Annotated in this window: 12 protein-coding genes and 1 tRNA gene; 6 read left to right on the forward strand and 7 right to left on the reverse strand. The window is 60.6% G+C overall.

Going from position 1 to position 16,954, the window contains the following annotated elements; translation table 11 throughout:
* Nucleotides 1–7: 7 nt before the first annotated feature.
* The 6 genes from BK662_RS16325 to BK662_RS16350 form a co-directional block, all read right to left on the reverse strand.
* The gene (locus BK662_RS16325; RefSeq protein ID WP_123358921.1) at nucleotides 8–310 is read right to left on the reverse strand and encodes a hypothetical protein; all 303 of its coding nucleotides are present in this window, start codon (nucleotides 308–310) and stop codon (nucleotides 8–10) included.
* A gap of 289 nt (nucleotides 311–599) precedes the next feature.
* Nucleotides 600–1,664 carry a 2,3-butanediol dehydrogenase gene (locus BK662_RS16330; RefSeq protein ID WP_259695931.1) on the reverse strand — a complete coding sequence of 355 codons (1,065 nt, stop codon included), beginning with the start codon at nucleotides 1,662–1,664 and terminating at the stop codon, nucleotides 600–602.
* An 89-nt stretch (nucleotides 1,665–1,753) separates the two neighbouring features.
* Complete coding sequence (locus BK662_RS16335) at nucleotides 1,754–2,866, reverse strand: acetoin dehydrogenase dihydrolipoyllysine-residue acetyltransferase subunit (RefSeq protein ID WP_123358923.1); 1,113 nt, start codon at nucleotides 2,864–2,866, stop codon at nucleotides 1,754–1,756.
* Complete coding sequence (locus tag BK662_RS16340) at nucleotides 2,863–3,882, reverse strand: alpha-ketoacid dehydrogenase subunit beta (protein WP_123358924.1); 1,020 nt, start codon at nucleotides 3,880–3,882, stop codon at nucleotides 2,863–2,865. The genes BK662_RS16335 and BK662_RS16340 overlap by 4 nt, the downstream gene beginning before the upstream one ends.
* Before the next feature lie 32 nt (nucleotides 3,883–3,914).
* On the reverse strand, nucleotides 3,915–4,892 hold the full coding sequence (locus BK662_RS16345) for a thiamine pyrophosphate-dependent dehydrogenase E1 component subunit alpha (RefSeq protein WP_123358925.1): 978 nt from the start codon (nucleotides 4,890–4,892) through the stop codon (nucleotides 3,915–3,917).
* Entirely contained in the window at nucleotides 4,870–5,970 is a 1,101-nt protein-coding gene (locus BK662_RS16350) for an ATP-NAD kinase family protein (RefSeq protein ID WP_123358926.1), read from the reverse strand. The genes BK662_RS16345 and BK662_RS16350 overlap by 23 nt, the downstream gene beginning before the upstream one ends.
* A gap of 346 nt (nucleotides 5,971–6,316) precedes the next feature.
* On the opposite strand from BK662_RS16350, the gene BK662_RS16355 reads away from it, so the two are divergent.
* On the forward strand, nucleotides 6,317–8,203 hold the full coding sequence (locus tag BK662_RS16355) for a sigma-54-dependent Fis family transcriptional regulator (RefSeq protein WP_123358927.1): 1,887 nt from the start codon (nucleotides 6,317–6,319) through the stop codon (nucleotides 8,201–8,203).
* 108 nt (nucleotides 8,204–8,311) lie between these two features.
* Nucleotides 8,312–10,312 (forward strand): peptidase U32 family protein, encoded by a 2,001-nt coding sequence (locus BK662_RS16360; protein WP_123359010.1) that lies wholly within the window; start codon nucleotides 8,312–8,314, stop codon nucleotides 10,310–10,312.
* Nucleotides 10,313–10,513: 201 nt separating this feature from the next.
* Here BK662_RS16360 and BK662_RS16365 read toward each other — a convergent pair.
* Nucleotides 10,514–10,588: transfer RNA gene (locus BK662_RS16365), tRNA-Gln, on the reverse strand.
* Nucleotides 10,589–10,765: 177 nt separating this feature from the next.
* Here BK662_RS16365 and BK662_RS16370 point away from each other — a divergent pair.
* The 4 genes from BK662_RS16370 (at nucleotide 10,766) to BK662_RS16385 (ending at nucleotide 16,927) form a co-directional block, all read left to right on the forward strand.
* Nucleotides 10,766–11,878 (forward strand): CapA family protein, encoded by a 1,113-nt coding sequence (locus BK662_RS16370; RefSeq protein WP_123358928.1) that lies wholly within the window; start codon nucleotides 10,766–10,768, stop codon nucleotides 11,876–11,878.
* 314 nt (nucleotides 11,879–12,192) lie between these two features.
* The gene (locus BK662_RS16375; protein WP_123358929.1) at nucleotides 12,193–13,932 is read left to right on the forward strand and encodes a dipeptidase; all 1,740 of its coding nucleotides are present in this window, start codon (nucleotides 12,193–12,195) and stop codon (nucleotides 13,930–13,932) included.
* A 105-nt stretch (nucleotides 13,933–14,037) separates the two neighbouring features.
* Nucleotides 14,038–14,850 carry a diaminopimelate epimerase gene (dapF, locus tag BK662_RS16380; protein WP_123358930.1) on the forward strand — a complete coding sequence of 271 codons (813 nt, stop codon included), beginning with the start codon at nucleotides 14,038–14,040 and terminating at the stop codon, nucleotides 14,848–14,850.
* Nucleotides 14,851–14,950: 100 nt separating this feature from the next.
* Complete coding sequence (locus tag BK662_RS16385) at nucleotides 14,951–16,927, forward strand: metallophosphoesterase (protein WP_123358931.1); 1,977 nt, start codon at nucleotides 14,951–14,953, stop codon at nucleotides 16,925–16,927.
* The last annotated feature ends 27 nt before the right edge of the window (nucleotides 16,928–16,954 follow it).

Here is a 16,954-nt window from a genome sequence, read left to right on the forward strand (position 1 = left end):
GCGCAAGTCAACCGACCTTGTCGTTATCCTGTTCTGGCGTTTCGATGCCAGGCTCTACTTCGCCAGTTTGTGGCCGGGTTTTGGTAGTCGATGGCGCCTGTTCGTCAGGTGCTTCACGCGGGTAACCGGGCATCCCTCGGGCGTCACTCGGCCCTTGGCGGTGGTCTTCAGCGTTCCTTTCCTTGTCCCAGTCTGTGGTGGCATTCGGGTCTTCATCGCGACCAGCGGTGCCTAGCACGCAACCGTCGTCATTGGGGTTGCTCAAATCCTCGGCGGGCTCATCTTTGGTGGTAGAAGGATCGGGTTTCATATCAGTCTCCAATACCAGGTAATGGAACTTCTTTGGAGATACTGTCAGTGCCAGAGTGCAGCGCAATTGACGAATGGTGCCTGCGACCTGAGCAATGATGTGGGTGCGAAAGGCTTTTTCCGGACCAAAAAAAATGGACCTCTCTTCAGAGGTCCATTTTTTATGCCTGGAGCAGGTTCTAAAACCCCATCCAGCACCACGCAGTCCAGCCACAGGAAATCATCGCAAGGGTTCGCGCAGCTGTTGTAATACACGCTGGGCCATCGCCAATCGCGCTCTTGCAAGTGCTTCAGACTCGAGCGGGTGACACGATGATTTTCACGTTCTGCTCCTTGTTGTTGACCAATTCCTCAAAGCCCTGCCCGACGATCTGTTCCAGCTGAATACGCCCGGTTACCAGCGGCGTGATGTCCAGCCGGCCATCGGCAATAAAGGCGATCACATCGGCGAACTCACCGTTGTAGGCGAGCGCACCCAGTACCTGTTTTTCGGTGGCGACCAGCTCGAAGAAATTGAACTCGCTGGGTTCCTCGAAGATGCCTACCAGCACACACGTGCCGGCCTTGCGGATGAGGTCGATAGCGAGCTTGGCTGTGTGTTTGTTGCCGATGCATTCGAAGCTGACATCCGCCCCAAGGCCACCGGTCAGCCGCTGCACCTCTGCCAGAGCGTCACATTCATTGGGGTCTAGCACATGGCTCGCTCCTACCTCCCGAGCCTTCGCCTTGCGCGCTCCTGACATTTCCAGGGCGATGACCTGAGCCGCACCAGCAGCCTTGGCACACATGATGGTACACAGGCCGATGGTTCCCGCGCCAACCACCACCACATTTTTCCCCAGCAAACTCCCGGCCTTTTTCACCGCGTGCATGCCCACTGCCAACGGTTCGATCAGCGCCCCGGCTTCAGCAGGAAAATTGGCCGGCAACTTGTAAAGCAGGTTGGCCGGCACGTTGACCAACTCGGCGAACGCACCATTGTTCATCAACCCGGTGAAGGCCAGGTTCTCGCAAATGTTGTACAAACCATGGGTGCAGTAATAACACGTGCCACAGTGCTGACAGGCATCGGCGGCCACCGGCTCGCCAACACTGAACCCCTGGACACCGGCTCCGATTTCGACAATTTCGCCACAGAACTCATGACCGAGAATGCACTGCCCCTTGATTCCGGTCAGCGGGTGCGGCGCGTCCACCGGGATGAACACTGGCCCGGCCACGTATTCATGCAGGTCGGAGCCGCAAATACCGCACCATTGCACGCGAATCTGGACCCAGCCCGCGGGGGGCGACACGGGCAACGGAACGTCTTCGACACGGATATCGTGACGGCCATGCCAGACAGCGGCACGCATGCTGCGGGTCGGATCAATTGAAAAGCTCATGCTGGAATCTCCTTGAAGTCGTTGGCCTTGGCGACCCGCAAATGGTCGCCAAGGGAGCATTAGTGTTGTTGCACAAAGTCCAGGATCAACCGATTGACCTGCTCGGCCGCTTCCATCTGCACCATGTGCGCCTGGCCCGGCAGGATTTCGATTTGGGCTGTCAGGCCAACGCTGTGGGTCGCAGGAATGATCGCGTCGTCACTGCCCCAGATCAGCAACACCGGCTGCCGGCCTTCTTGCACCACGCCGCGCAGATCGAACTGTTGCCGGCCTTCTTTGAACAACGCCGAAACCAGCTGGCGCAGGGCCGCGTCCACCCCTTCCAGGCGCTTGTACTTGAGCATGTCTTCGAGCATCTGCCGATTGACCAGTTCGGGGTCGGAGAACAGTTGTACCAGCTGTGGTTTGAGGGCATTGCGACTGGCCGCATCGACAAAACCCTGCAGGTAATCGCCGTTGATTTCCGCACCCAGACCGGCACTGCCGATCAAGCTCAGGGAGCGCACCCGATGGGGTGCCAGACGTGCGGTGTTCAGCGCCACCGCACCGCCCATGGAATGACCGACCAGATGCGCCGCGGGAACATCCAGATGCTCGAGCAGCGCCAGCAGCACCCCGCTCAGTTCATCCAGATCTGCGCGCTCCAGCTGTTTGGTCGACTCGCCATGGCCTGGCAGATCCAGAGCTATCACTCGGCGTTCGGCAGCCAACGCTTCATGATTGAACATCCAATTGTTCAGGTCACCGCCAAACCCGTGTACCAGCACCAACGGCACCCCGCCTTCGCCGCGCTCGAAGTAACGGATCAGCCGCCCGCCCAGTTCGACCTTCTGCGGCTTCGGCCCACTGTCTTCCTCAGCGCCGTCACCCGGCACGAACGCGGCCTGGAACTGCTCGATCACCGCATCGATTTCGGCCTCACTGGCTTCGCCGTCGACCACGATGCCGAGCAACGCGCCGACCGCCAGGGTTTCATCCTGGCGCGCGATCTGCCGACGCAGCACACCGGAAAACGGCGCTTCGACGCTGCTGGAAATTTTGTCGGTTTCCACATCGAGCACCTCATCGCCCTTGGCGATCGCCTGGCCCTCCTCCTTGAGCCAGATATCGACCCGGCCTTCGGTCATGGACAAGCCCCACTTGGGCATGGTCAGCGTATGGATCTGGCTCATGAACGCTTGCTCCACTCGATCAATTTGAGCACGGCGTTTTCGATCTTCGTCGCGTCAGGGATATAGAGGTCTTCCAGGGCGTCGGAGAATGGCACCGGCGTGTGTGGCGCCGTGACCATCTCGATGGGAGCCTTGAGCGAGGCGAACGCTTTTTGCGCCACCAGGGCCGAGATGTCGGTGGCCATGGAACAGCGCGGGTTGGCTTCGTCGATCACCACCAGGCGCCCGGTCTTTTCCACGCTTTCGAGAATGCTGTCTTCGTCCAGCGGGCTGGTAGTGCGCAGGTCGATGACCTCGCAGTCAATGCCTCGCCCTGCCAGGCTGCGGGCCGCGTCCATCGCTGTATTGACCGTGCGCCCGTAGGAGACCAGGGTCACGTCCTTGCCATCGCGCAGGAAGTTGGCTTCACCGAACGGGATGGTATAGAGCTCTTCCGGCACCTCGCCCTGCATGCTGTAGAGCAGTTTGTGTTCACAGAAGATCACCGGGTCGTTGTCGCGGATAGCCTGGATCAACAGGCCCTTGGCATCATAGGGTGACGACGGGCAGACGACTTTCAGCCCGGGGATGTGGGTCCACAACGACGTGAGCATTTGCGAGTGTTGGGCGGCTGCCCGCAGGCCCGCGCCGACCATGGTGCGAATCACCAACGGGGTGGAGGCCTTGCCACCGAACATGTAGCGAAACTTGGCCGCCTGATTGAGGATCTGGTCCAGGCAGCAACCGGCAAAGTCGACAAACATCAATTCACACACCGGGCGCACGCCGCAGGTGGCTGCGCCTACCGCGGCACCGACATAACCCAACTCCGACAGCGGCGTGTCGAGCACGCGTCCGGGGAATTGGTGATAGAGGCCCTTGGTCACGCCCAGCACCCCGCCCCAGGCGTCGTTTTCACCGGGAGCACCGGCACCGCCGGCGACATCTTCGCCCATGATGAACACGCTGGGGTCGCGGCGCATTTCCTGGGCCAGGGCTTCGTTGATTGCCTGCTGATAACTGATTTTTCTCGCCATGATGGAGGTCTCGATTCTTGTTATAGGGGCGTTCAGGGATAGGAAACGTAGACGTCGGTGAGCAGGTCGGCCGCGCTCGGTTTGGGGTCGGCTTTGGCCTTGCGCACGGCATTTTCGATCAGCAGGTCCACTTCGCTATCGATCTGGTCCAACTGGCTGGCATCAATCAGACCGGTCCGGGTGGTGCGTTCGCGAAACTGCATCAGGCAGTCGTTGTGCTCGCGGAAATACTTGACCTCGTCCGGTGCCCGATAGGTCTGGGCGTCGCCCTCGAAGTGACCGTAATAGCGGGTCAGCTTGACTTCGATCAGCGACGGTCCTTCACCGGCGCGGGCCCGCTCCACTGCGGCACCGGCGGCTTCGTGAACAGCAAAAAAGTCAAAGCCGTCGACGGTGACCCCGGGCATGCCGAAGCCGGCTGCGCGGTCGGCAATGTGATCGCAGGCCACGGACCAGTTGGAGGCCGTGGCCTCGGCGTAGCCATTGTTCTCCGCGATGAACAGGCATGGCAGGTTCCACACCGAGGCCATGTTCATCGCTTCGAATACCGCACCTTCGTTGGAACCGCCGTCGCCAAAGAACACCACGGCGACACCGTCAGTCCCCTTGAGCTTGGCTGCCAGGGCCGCCCCTACAATCAACGGTGCGCCGGCTCCGACGATGCCGTTGGCACCGAGCATGCCCTTCTCGAAATCGGCAATGTGCATGGAGCCGCCCTTGCCTTGGCAGACCCCGGTTTTCTTGCCATAGATCTCGGCCATCATCCCGTACACATCAACGCCCTTGGCGATGCAATGACCGTGGCCACGGTGGTTGGAGGCGATGCAATCATCATCGCCCAGGTGAGCCATGACGCCGGCGGCGGAGGCCTCTTCACCGGCATAGAGATGGACGAAACCGGGAATTTCGCCGGTGGCGAACTCCACGTGCAAGCGTTCTTCAAAGACGCGGATGGTGCGCATCACCCGATAGGCATGCAGCAATTGATCAGCGGTCAGCTGTGTCGACATTTTTATTCTCCAGGGTGTCTTGAGACTCAAGGTTCAGAGGGTGTTGCGGATGTTCACGGCCGATGGCCAGCAGCCGCTCTTGCGCTGCATAGGTCAGCACCGCATTGACATCGATGCTCAGCGGACCGCCGGCATCGAGGGTTACGGTGGGTAAGTCATGGGCGTTGAATTCGATTTCCCGCTCGCCATCCAGGGCCAGGGTGCCGCTGCTCAGGCACAGACGATGGGCAACGCCGGGCTCAAGGCTGGCGGCGGCGAGTACGCCGCAGCCTTGCAACAGGCCGGGCGCCAGGGGCACCAGCAAGGCTTCACAAGAGTGCGGATCAAGGCGCATCCAGGCGCCATTGGGGGCTTGGCGCGATACCGGAAACCACAAGCCACAGAGGGCCGAGATGCCAATGGACTGAGGCTCGGCGAAAGTCACAAACACCTCCGCCAGATCGGTCCCACGGCTGATTGCACGGGCGCCGATAAAGGGCAACGAGGACACCGCCACGTCCACCAATGCCACTTCGCACACGTTGCGGCTCGGAATCCGTACCAGCAGGCGTTTATTGCGGCGCAAAGCGATTTCGGGCGCAATCCGCCCGCTGGCGAATAGCCCGCCGGCCAACCCTGCACTGGTGGCCTCACGCAGTTCCGGGAAGGCATTGTTGGTGCCCGTTGACAGGGTCAGCAGTGGAATGTCGCCGACTTCTGCGGCCACCGCTTTGTGGGTGCCGTCACCACCGAGTACGGCGATCAGCGACACGCCGCGTTCAGCCATCCAGCGCGCGGCCTGGCGAGTGTCCGCTACGCTCTGGCGCAAGGTAAGGTCGAGGAACTGCAGGGTTGGCCAGTGGCTGTCACGCGCCTGGCGGCCATGACTGTTTTTCAACACCGCAGCGGCGATGCCAGTCATGTCGGTGGGCATCAGCACCCGCTCGACACCGGTGGCACCAAAAGCTGCCAGCAGCCGCTGGATCACCGAGACCTTGTCGGTGCTGGAAAACAGCCCGGCATTCGCCGTCAGGCGCCGTACGTCCCGGCCGGACGCCGGGTTGGCAATGATGCCGACGGTCAGGGGCAAGCGACTCATGTCGCCACCACAGATAAAGCAGGGAAAAGGCCTCGGCAGGAGAACATAGGGCACCTCTTGTTATTATCGGGTTGCCAGTCGCACTGGTTACAGGGGCTAGAGCAAAGCCAGTGCCAGATTCGCAAAAAAGCGCCAGGATGCCTGCTCTAGAGCGGCCTTGACCTGAGTCTATGAGGGTGGGGATTACCCTCGATTGAGACGTTTCATGTCAGCCTGCACGGATTTTTGGTGAGACCTTGAGACGTCGCGTCTCACCTTCGCTGTGTGTGAACCGATGCTTGTCGACCACCCATGAACGGCGCTTAATAGCCGCACAACTAAAAGAAGATCGAACCGGAGACCTTAAATGCTTTCCGCACACTCGAAGGCGCATGTGGATTGCGTCAGCCGTGTTTTGAAGAACGCAGCGCACCTGCCGCAACTGCCTGTGTCGGACTTGATATTGGACTCCTGGCGCCGCTCCATGGAGCAACACCACCTGGACCCCGGCTCATTGCAAGGGCCACGGATCCTTTCGCAGAACGTGCTGCAGGAGTGTCGAGAACGCTCCGAACTGTTCCTGCGCATCGCCAGCGAAGAAGTCGCCCGCCTCCACGGTCGCGTGCGCGATGCCGACTACTGCGTGTTGCTCACCGATGCCCAGGGCCAGACCATCGACTACCGCGTGGAAACCTCGATCCGTAATGACTGCCGCAAAGCCGGTCTGTACCTGGGCACCTGCTGGTCAGAAGGCGAGGAAGGCACCTGTGGGGTGGCCGCGGTGCTGACCGCACGAACACCGGTCACGGTGCATAAGCGAGATCACTTCCGCGCCGCTTTTATCGGACTCACCTGCTCTGCAGCTCCAGTCTTTGACCCTCGGGGCGAACTGCTCGGGGTGCTTGATGTGTCCGCGGTGCGCTCTCCGGACGACCGCCGTTCGCAACACCTGATCCGGCAGATGGTGGTGCAGAGCGCACGGGAAATAGAGCAGGCGTTTTTCATGAATAGTGCCCAGGGTTACTGGGTACTGCGGGCCCACAACAGCCCGGGCTACGTCGACAGCCAACCCGATTACCTGTTCGCCTGGGACGATGACGGACGACTGCAGGCGCTGAACCCCGCGGCACGGCAGTGGCTGTTGCGAAGCTTGGGTCAACTGCCGGAACACATCGACCAAGTGTTCGATCAGCAGTTATTGCATCGGGCCAGGGACGAATCGCTCTGCCTGCTTCACGGCCAGGGTGGCCGTCATGCCTTGCATGGACGACTCAGCGCGCCACGGCGGATGAAACGCAACCCTGCGCACCGGGTGCTGTCACCCGCCGAACTCGACCCGCGACTGGAAGAAAGCCTGCGCCTTGCGGTGCGGGTCAAGGACCGTAATTTGCCGGTGCTGATCCAGGGCGAAACCGGTTCCGGCAAGGAAGTCTTCGCCCGCCAGCTGCACCAGGCCAGTCTGCGCCGTGAGCGACCTTTTATCGCAGTGAACTGCGCAGCGATTCCCGAAAACCTGATCGAAAGCGAGCTGTTTGGTTACGTGGCCGGCGCCTTCACCGGTGCTTCGAGCAAAGGCATGCAAGGTCTACTGGAACAGGCCGATGGCGGCACCCTGTTTCTCGACGAAATCGGCGATATGCCCCTGCCCTTGCAAACCCGCCTGTTGCGGGTTTTAGCCGAAGGCGAAGTGGCGCCCCTGGGGGCGTCACGAAGCAAAGCGATAGACATTCAGGTCGTCTGCGCGAGCCACCGCGATCTGGAAGCATTGGTGAGCTGCGGGGCATTTCGCGAGGACCTGTACTTTCGCCTCAGTGGCGCGCGGTTCCAATTGCCACCGTTGCGCGAACGCAGTGATCGACTGGCCTTGATCAACCGGATACTCGAAGAAGAATCGTCGGCCTGCGCAATGGAGATGCAATTGGGGAGCGCCGCACTGGAATGCCTGCTCGGCTATCGCTGGCCGGGCAATGTGCGCGAACTGCGGCACGTGCTGCGTTACGCCTGCGCGGTGTGCGAGACCCACTTGATTCTGGTGAGTGACTTGCCCCAGCAACTGCTCGGCCATCGACTCAATGACCCGGCTTCAGCTGACACCGTGGAGCGCTGCGCCAGTCCGGAACGCCAGGCACTCATCGATGCCCTCGTGCGTCATCGCTGGAAACCCACCGCCGCAGCCAAGGCTTTGGGCATCTCCCGCGCAACGCTGTATCGACGGGTGCATCAACATGACATCGACATGCCTGGCAGAGGCTAACCACAGCTTCATCCGGCGGCTCGCTGGACATCGGGCAGCATACGGATGCCGGTCAAACATTTCGCCGCTACAATGCGCACCTTGACCGTGACAAGCCAGACTAAAAAAATGTCCCTACCCAAACATCACCTGGAACTGCTCAGCCCCGCCCGCGACGTGGCCATTGCCCGCGAGGCCATCCTGCATGGCGCCGACGCCGTGTACATCGGGGGCCCGAGCTTTGGCGCCCGCCACAACGCCTGTAACGAGGTGAGTGATATCGCCCAATTGGTGGAATTCGCCCGTCGCTACCACGCCCGGGTGTTCACCACCATCAACACGATCCTGCACGACAACGAGCTGGAGCCGGCCCGCAAGCTGATCCACCAATTGTACGATGCCGGCGTCGATGCGCTGATCGTCCAGGACCTGGGCGTGATGGAGCTGGATATTCCGCCGATCGAGCTGCACGCCAGCACCCAGACCGACATCCGCACCCTGGCGCGGGCGAAGTTCCTCGACCAGGCCGGCTTCTCCCAATTGGTACTGGCCCGCGAGCTGAACCTCCAGGAGATCCGCGCCATCGCCGATGAGACCGACGCGGCCATCGAATTTTTCATCCATGGTGCGTTGTGCGTGGCGTTCTCCGGTCAGTGCAACATCTCCCATGCGCAGACCGGTCGAAGCGCCAACCGAGGTGACTGCTCCCAGGCCTGCCGCCTTCCGTACACCCTCAAGGACGAAAAAGGCGCAGTGATCGCTTACGAAAAACACCTGCTGTCGATGAAAGACAACAACCAGAGCGCCAACATCCGCGCTCTGGTGGAAGCCGGCGTGCGCTCGTTCAAGATCGAGGGGCGCTACAAGGACATGGGCTATGTGAAGAACATCACCGCCTACTATCGCCAGCGCCTGGACGACGTCCTCGAAGACCGCCCGGACCTGGCCCGCGCTTCCAGCGGCCGCACCGCGCACTTCTTCGTGCCCGACCCGGAAAAGACCTTCCACCGCGGCAGCACCGACTACTTCGTCAGCGACCGCAAGATCGACATCGGCGCCTTCGACACACCAACCTTCACCGGCCTGCCGGTGGGCGTGGTGGAGAAAGTCGGCAAGCGCGACCTGCTGGTGGTCACCCAAGAGCCGCTGTCCAATGGCGACGGCCTCAATGTGCTGGTCAAGCGCGAGGTGGTGGGCTGGCGTACCAACATTGCCGAGCCCAAGGGCGAGTTCGAAGAGGACGGTGAAAAGCGCTACCGCTACCGCGTCGAGCCCAACGAGATGCCGAAGGGGCTGCACCAGTTGCGGCCGAACCACCCGCTGAACCGTAACCTGGACCACAACTGGCAGCAGGCCCTGCTCAAGACCTCAGCCGAGCGCCGGGTGGGGGTTGCCTGGGTCGCTCGCCTGCGCGAGGATCGCCTGGAGTTGACCGCCATCAGTGAGGAAGATGTCAGCGTCAGTGTCGCCCTGGACGGTCCGTTCGGTCTGGCCAACAAGCCGGAACAGGCCCTGGAGCAACTGCACGACCTGCTCGGCCAACTGGGTACCACTCAGTATCACGCCACGGCTATCGAGCTGGATGCACCGCAGGCGTATTTCATCCCCAACTCGCAGCTCAAGGCCTTGCGCCGCGAAGTCATCGAAGCGTTGACCGCGGCCCGCATCAAAGCCCAGCCACGGGGTGGTCGCAAAGCCGAGACCGAGCCGCCTCCGGTGTACCCGGAGTCGCACCTGTCGTTCCTGGCCAACGTCTACAACCAGAAAGCCCGCGACTTCTATCACCGTCACGGCGTCAAGCTGATCGACGCGGCCTATGAGGCTCACGAGGAGACCGGCGAGGTGCCGGTGATGATCACCAAGCACTGCCTGCGTTTCTCCTTCAACCTCTGCCCCAAGCAGGCCAAGGGTGTCACCGGCGTGCGCACCAAGGTCGCGCCGATGCAACTGGTGCATGGTGACGAGGTGCTGACGCTGAAGTTCGACTGCAAGCCTTGCGAGATGCACGTGATCGGCAAGATGAAGGGGCACATCCTCGACCTGCCGCAACCGGGCAGCGTGGTGCAGCAAGTCGTCGGTCACATCAGCCCTGAAGACCTGCTCAAGACCATCCCTCGCGCGCCCCACTGAGTGACTTGCGAGCGCGCCGCTACGGCGTCGCGCTCGCTGCGCTCGCAAGACGACTGAATGTTAAAAGTGTGACCAAGAGGGATTTGCAGGCATAAAAAAACGCCGGGCCGGATCGGCGTTGGCGTTTTCTGTAAAGACAATCATCCAGGACTTCCGCAATACCTGCCGGCGGAGGCCATACTTGGATGAGTATAAGGAAAATGGCAGGGGCGGCTGGATTCGAACCAACGCATGGCAGGATCAAAACCTGCTGCCTTACCGCTTGGCGACGCCCCTGTATCTGTTGCGGCGAGTGCTCGGCACTCTCTTTCTGATTTGTCCTTGCGGACAAGCCCTGTAAGAGCCTCTGCAAGAACGGGCGGGAATTTATCAACTTTCGCTTCGCCTGGGAAGGCCAACGCAAAAATATATTTGTTTTAAAACAGATGCTTACTCCTGATCCTGGAGGGTGCCATGGCAGCTGTTACCGATACACTGAAGCTGTTTCTCGCCGGCGATGTCATGACCGCCCGCGGCATCGACTCAATACTGCCGCATCCTGGCGATCCGCGGCTTTACGAAGATTACGTCAAGAATGCCGGCGTTTACGTCCGGCTGGCAGAAAGGCTCAATGGCCCGATTCCCCTCCCCGTCGATTTCACCTACGTCTGGGGCGCTGCGCTGGATGAGCTTGAACTTCGCCAGCCACACGCACGCATCATCAATCTGGAAACTGCGGTGTCCCGCCGTGGACGACCGGAGCAAAAGGGCATCAATTACCGCATGACCCCGGAGAACTTCCCGGCCATCAGTGCAGCCGGCATCGACTGCTGCGTGCTGGCCAACAACCATGTGCTGGACTGGGGGGCAACCGGCCTGGCCGATACGCTGGATACCTTGTCGAGCAGCGGCCTGTGCAGCGCCGGCGCCGGGCACAACCGGCAATCTGCCGAAGCGCCCGCCGTGCTGCCGCAGCCTGGCGGGCGGCGCTTGCTGGTGTTTGGCCTCGGCGCACCCGACAGTGGAATACCGCCGGACTGGGCCGCCACGGACAGGCGCGCGGGCGTCGCACGGCTGGAGGATCTGACTATGCAAAGCCTGCGTCCTGTGGCCGAACGAATTCTTGAGGGCAAAAAACCGGGGGATCTGGTGGTCGCCTCCATTCACTGGGGCGGCAACTGGGGGTTCGATATCCCGCGCGAGCAGGTCCGGTTCGCCCATGCCTTGATCGACGAGGCCGGAGTTGACGTGGTGCATGGGCACTCCTCGCACCACATCAAGGGCATCGAGGTGTACCGCGAACGCCTGATTCTCTATGGCTGCGGTGATCTGCTGAACGATTACGAAGGCATCGAGGGCCACACAGATTTTCGCGGCGACCTGGGGCTTCTGTACTTTGCCTCGCTGGAACCGAGCGGGCATTTGCAGTCGCTGGACCTGATACCCACCCGCCTCTGTCGCTTTCGCATCTGTTGCGCCGAGGGGGATGACCGTCAATGGCTGCACGACACCCTTGCTCGCGAGTGCGCACGCTTGGGCAGCAGCATCCAGCCGGGTGCGAACAATGCCTTCGAGTTGCGTTGGTAGGTGCCTACCTTTGTGGCGAGCGAGCTTGCTCGCGCCGGGCTGCGTAGCGGCCCCAAAAAATCTGATAACAATTGCCGGTTTTTTATGAGTGCTACGCACTCAAGCGGGAGCAAGCTCCCTCGCCACAGGGTCCTCACTGACTCACGAGGAAACCTTCCCGGTTTTTTCGTTTCTGCGTCGTTTTTGCATTTTTGTGCGACAGATTCCACTTCCGGGACTCCCGTACCACTCCCTCGTGGTGTTAGTTTGGAAAAGTTTCTGACTCATCAACCAGATATTTCTCACAAACTGCCTGCAAAGGAATGCCCCCAACAATGGATTTCTCATTCAAGCACCTGGCCACGACAACCCTGATACTGGCCAGCCTTTCGTCGTTCACCACGTCAGCGCACGCCAACATCACCCCGCAACAGAGCGCGACCATCCTCAAGACCTTCAGTGACACATCGGTAACGGATTTCAGGCAGTTCCTGGGACGCCTGGCCAAGAGCGACCTTGCCAAAACCAACGACCTCGGCCCGGCAATCAGTGCCTTCCAGAGCAACAAGACGCTTTCCCCTGAACAGCAGAACGAAATCCATCGCCTGCTTGGCCTCTATGCACGGGTGAAGTACGGCAGTGCTGCCACCGAGACCCTGCGCGAGCTGGTGGCAATCCCGACCTTCCGCGTGGACGGTGTTGCTCAGCACGACAATCCCGAATTCATCAAGATCGCCGACAAGCTCAAGGGTCTTGCCCAGGCCTTCAATCTGAACTTTCGCAACATCGACAACCGCGTCTATGAAATCTCCCTCGCAGGCAACGGCGACGAAGTCGTAGGCATTCACGCGCATGCCGATGTGGTGCCCGTAACGCCGGAGAACTGGGTCCTGAAAGACGGCACCCGACTCGATCCGTTCAAGGTCACCCTGGTCGGCGACCGCATGTATGGCCGGGGCACCGAGGATGACAAGAACGGCATTGTGGTGGCGCTCTACGCCATGAAGATCATCAAGGAAGAGAAGCTGCCGCTGGCGAGGAATTTCAAGCTGCTGGTAGACACCACCGAAGAAACCACCGGCGACGCCATCCCCTATTACTTCGAACACAACCCGACACCCAACTACAACCTGGCGTTGGATGGCGGCTACCCGGTGGTGATTGCCGAGAAAGGCTACGGCACCGTCATGGCGAACTTTGCCCGGCGTAACGCACAGGGCAAAGGCGCCGAAATCACTGCAATGACCGGCGGCCTGGCAACCAACCAGATTCCATCGACCTCGGTCGCCACCCTGGTGACAGACAAACCCGCCGAATTGGCCGCCAGCCTGCAGAAAGCCGGTACTGATTATGCCAAGCGCAATGGCGGTAACTTCGAGGTGAGCGCCAAGGTCGTCGGCAAGGACGTCTTGCTGACGGTCACCGGCGTTTCCGCCCACTCCTCCGAGCCCGAGTCAGGCATCAACCCGGTGGCAAGGATGCTGGACTTCATCAACAGCCTCGACGGGAAGGTCGCGCTCAAGCACAACCACATTACCGACGCCGCCCGCTACGCCGCCGACAACTGGGGGCTGGACTACCTGGGTGGCAAATTGGGGGTCGGTTTTTCCGATGCGTTCATGGGTCCGCTGACCACCTCCCTGACCTATGTCGGGATGGATGAAAAAGCCTTCAAACTCGCAGTCAACCTGCGCGTGCCGAAGGGCAAATCCCCGGAAGTGCTCAAGACCGAAATCGCCGAAAAGCTGGGTGCCTGGAGCAACAAGACCCACATTGCGGTGGCCTTTGACTACTCGATCGCCGAACCGATGCACCGCAACCCTGAGGGTGAATGGGTCAAGGCCCTGCTGGCCGTGTCCAGCGAAAACCTTGGCATGGAACACAAGTTTGGCACCTCTGCCGGCGCCACCTCGGTCCATGAGCTGCCCAATGGCGTGCAGTTCGGCCTGGCCAGGCCTGAACTCAAGTACACCGGCCACAACGACAACGAGTTCAAGACCGTCGACCAGTTCCTGCTGGACCTGCAGATCGTGACCGAAATGTTCGGGCGCATCGGGCAGTTGCCGAAACTCTGATCTCCCCTTTCGGACCCGCTATTCTGGCGGGTCCATTTCTATGCGAATGGGCTGGATGGCCTTTAAACGTCAACCACCCCCATATCTCGTCGACAGGATCTCTTTATGCCGCTGAGTTTTCATAAAATGCACGCCAATGGCGATGACTTCGTCATTGTGGATTCGCGAAATTTGACCCATCCAATGACAAGTACCCTGGCTCGGCAAATGGGTGATCGGCACCGGGGAATCGGATTCAATCAACTCGCGGTGGTGCTCGATTGCGATGATGCAGTGGCGCGCTTGATGTTCTGGAATGCCGATGGCTCCACGCTGGATGTGTGTGGCAGCGCAACGCGGGGGGCCGCGGATTTGCTGATGCGCGAATCAAATACTACGTCGATAGCGCTACGAACCAACCGTGGCCTACACACGTGTGAACGAACCTCAACCGGTGCGATTTCCGTCAACATGGGGGAACCGCTTTTCGGCTGGTCGGACATTCCCCTGGCGCTGGAACTGGACACTGCTGTTTTACCACTGGCGGGTGGCCCAGCAGCTACCAGCATGGGCAATCCGCACTGCACCTATTTTGTGGATGACCTGACAGCTGTTGATATAGCGACCCTCGGACCGACCATTGAAACCAACCCTCTATTCCCCCTCAAGACGAATGTGCATTTCGTCCAGATCATTAACCGAAAGCACATTCGGTTGCGCATTTGGGAGCGCGGGGGTGGTATTGCGCTCGGTTCCGGCTCCTGCTCTTGTGGCGCCGCTGTTAACGGAATTCGTCGTGGCTTGTTAGACCATTGCGTTGAGGTTGAATGTGATGGCGGAACCGTAACAGTTCAATGGGATGGCGTGGGGCCTGTCTTTCTCATCGGACCGGTAGAGGCAACGTTTTCGGGAACTGTTCACGACAGCCTCTCCTTGTGATGAACCGGCGCCCCTCGCATAACTGACCTATTCTGAATCGACCGACAAAAGATCACCCTTTTGAGGTACCTGAACTCGTTACAGCAATGGAGGCTGGATGATGAAGGAGCAATCGATTGAGTTTCGCGCCGGAGAGGCGCATACGCCGCATTCTGCACCCCTCGCCATGACCCGTTCCACCCAATCTTCCACGCTCAATAGCCGAATCGAGCTTTACACCCAGGAGGCGATGGTCAACTGGCTAGGCCCGTTTCAGCTTATGCGCACGGGCTTGCAATCGGCTGCGGCCACCACGATGGGTGCCTTCGCGGACCCACGCGATGTGTCGGCCATGCTCAACCCTCGGAACGCTAACCCGCCCATCCAGGTGCCTGCCGACGGTGACGTGTGGATCGACTATCTGGCCGACACCGGCGATGGCTGGGACTCTACCTATTCGATGGCGCTGTGCGTCAGCCATGCTGTCGAGTTGCCCCAGCACCAGCTCTCGCTGCCGCGCGGCGACGTGTTGCTGCTCGGCGGCGATCAGGTCTATCCCACACCGGCCCAATCCGGCTACCGCACCCGCTTCCTGGATCCCTTCCGCGCCGCCTTTCCCGCGCCGGTACCCAAGGAGCGCCCTAATGACCAGGACCAGCCCGTGCGGCAGCCGGATGCACCGTGGATATTGGCGACACCCGGCAATCACGATTGGTATGACGGTCTGCGCGGCTTCTCCCGACTGTTTTGCGAGCAAAAGCCCATTGGCGGCTGGGAAACCCGCCAGCGCACCAGTTACTACGTGCTGCAGCTGCCCAATGGCTGGTGGGTCTGGGGCCTGGACCTGCAATTGGAGTCCATGATCGACCGGGAGCAGAAACGATACTTCAAAGAGATGCACGCCAAACTGCAGCCAGGCGATCGCGTGATTCTCTGCACGCCCGAGCCAAGCTGGGTGGACGAGGCTGAACGGCTGGCACGCGAGGAGAGCAAGGCCTTGCCCTCGATCGAAACCCAGACGCCGCGCTTTCGCAGCCTGCGCGAGATCGAGGAACTATTGGGTGACCACCTGGCAGTAGTCTTGGCCGGAGACTCGCACCACTACGCGCGCTACCAGCCAAAAGCTGGCACCCAGGCACCGCAGCGCATCACCTGCGGAGGCGGTGGCGCCTTCTTGAATGCCACACATCAGCTCCCGGATCCGCCCAAGCCGATCAACGTTGGCGGAACCCGGCAGCACTACGAGCTGGCAGCGGTCTACCCGGACAAAAAGACCTCCGAGCAACTGCGTAACCGGGCATGGCGGCTACCTACCCGCAATCTCTCGTTCTGCGGCATGCTGGCCATCTTGTACCTGCTATTCGACTGGATGGTACAAAGCGCAAGCACGGTGCCCCACCCGGCACGAGGCAACCGCAGCCTGATGGACGTGTTGTCTGACCTCCAAGCGTCTATTTCCAACATCGGCGAAGTTTGGCGACAGCTGCTCCTGGTCTTGTCACACAGTCCTTCGTCGGTGATGTTCGCCGTGATCATTGTGCTGGGGTGCGCAGTATTCTCAGCCGCCGGGGTCAAGCGCACCCGAAAGCTCGCCTATGCGATTGGCGCTGCTCACGGGGTACTTCATCTGGGACTGGCGATCGGGCTGCTATGGCTGATGGGCCGTGTCAACATTCACTACTTGCAGTTCGAGGTAGAAAACCTGCACCAGGTTTTGTTGTTCCTGGCGGAGACGCTGGTACTCGGCGGCAGTTTGGGAGGCCTGTTGTTCGGTGCATGGATGGTGATGGGCAACACCTTTTGGGGGCTACACAGCGAGGCGGTTTTTTCCTCGCAGTGCATCGCCGACCACAAATGCTTCCTGCGCATGCATTTCAAAGGCGACCAACTCACCCTTTACCCACTCAAGCTGGAGAAAGTCTGCCGGCGCTGGTCCCTGGGGTCAGGAGTCGCCAAACTGGCGAAGGTGCAGCGCACCTGGAGGTTGCGGGCAACGCCTGAAAGTACAGGCCCGCGATTCGTGCCAGCCTCGGGTGCGCTCGAACTGCAACTGATCGAGCCACCCATCGAGATTCAGCGTGGAAGAACCGCCCCGTAGGAGCCAGCGGTGCGGCAAGCCTGGCTC

This window comes from Pseudomonas frederiksbergensis, assembly GCF_003732275.1.
Classification (GTDB): Bacteria; Pseudomonadota; Gammaproteobacteria; order Pseudomonadales; family Pseudomonadaceae; genus Aquipseudomonas; species Aquipseudomonas frederiksbergensis_H.

Bases quoted from the DNA above. Each gene is read 5' to 3' on its own strand.
- BK662_RS16340 (WP_123358924.1), bottom strand. From the start codon at position 3,882: ATGGCGAGAAAAATCAGTTATCAGCAGGCAATCAACGAAGCCCTGGCC.
- BK662_RS16330 (WP_259695931.1), bottom strand. From the start codon at position 1,664: ATGCGTGCCGCTGTCTGGCATGGCCGTCACGATATCCGTGTCGAAGAC.
- BK662_RS16360 (WP_123359010.1), top strand. From the start codon at position 8,312: ATGTCCCTACCCAAACATCACCTGGAACTGCTCAGCCCCGCCCGCGAC.
- BK662_RS16350 (WP_123358926.1), bottom strand. From the start codon at position 5,970: ATGAGTCGCTTGCCCCTGACCGTCGGCATCATTGCCAACCCGGCGTCC.
- BK662_RS16335 (WP_123358923.1), bottom strand. From the start codon at position 2,866: ATGAGCCAGATCCATACGCTGACCATGCCCAAGTGGGGCTTGTCCATG.
- BK662_RS16385 (WP_123358931.1), top strand. From the start codon at position 14,951: ATGAAGGAGCAATCGATTGAGTTTCGCGCCGGAGAGGCGCATACGCCG.
- BK662_RS16345 (WP_123358925.1), bottom strand. From the start codon at position 4,892: ATGTCGACACAGCTGACCGCTGATCAATTGCTGCATGCCTATCGGGTG.
- BK662_RS16375 (WP_123358929.1), top strand. From the start codon at position 12,193: ATGGATTTCTCATTCAAGCACCTGGCCACGACAACCCTGATACTGGCC.
- BK662_RS16325 (WP_123358921.1), bottom strand. From the start codon at position 310: ATGAAACCCGATCCTTCTACCACCAAAGATGAGCCCGCCGAGGATTTG.
- dapF (WP_123358930.1), top strand. From the start codon at position 14,038: ATGCCGCTGAGTTTTCATAAAATGCACGCCAATGGCGATGACTTCGTC.
- BK662_RS16355 (WP_123358927.1), top strand. From the start codon at position 6,317: ATGCTTTCCGCACACTCGAAGGCGCATGTGGATTGCGTCAGCCGTGTT.
- BK662_RS16370 (WP_123358928.1), top strand. From the start codon at position 10,766: ATGGCAGCTGTTACCGATACACTGAAGCTGTTTCTCGCCGGCGATGTC.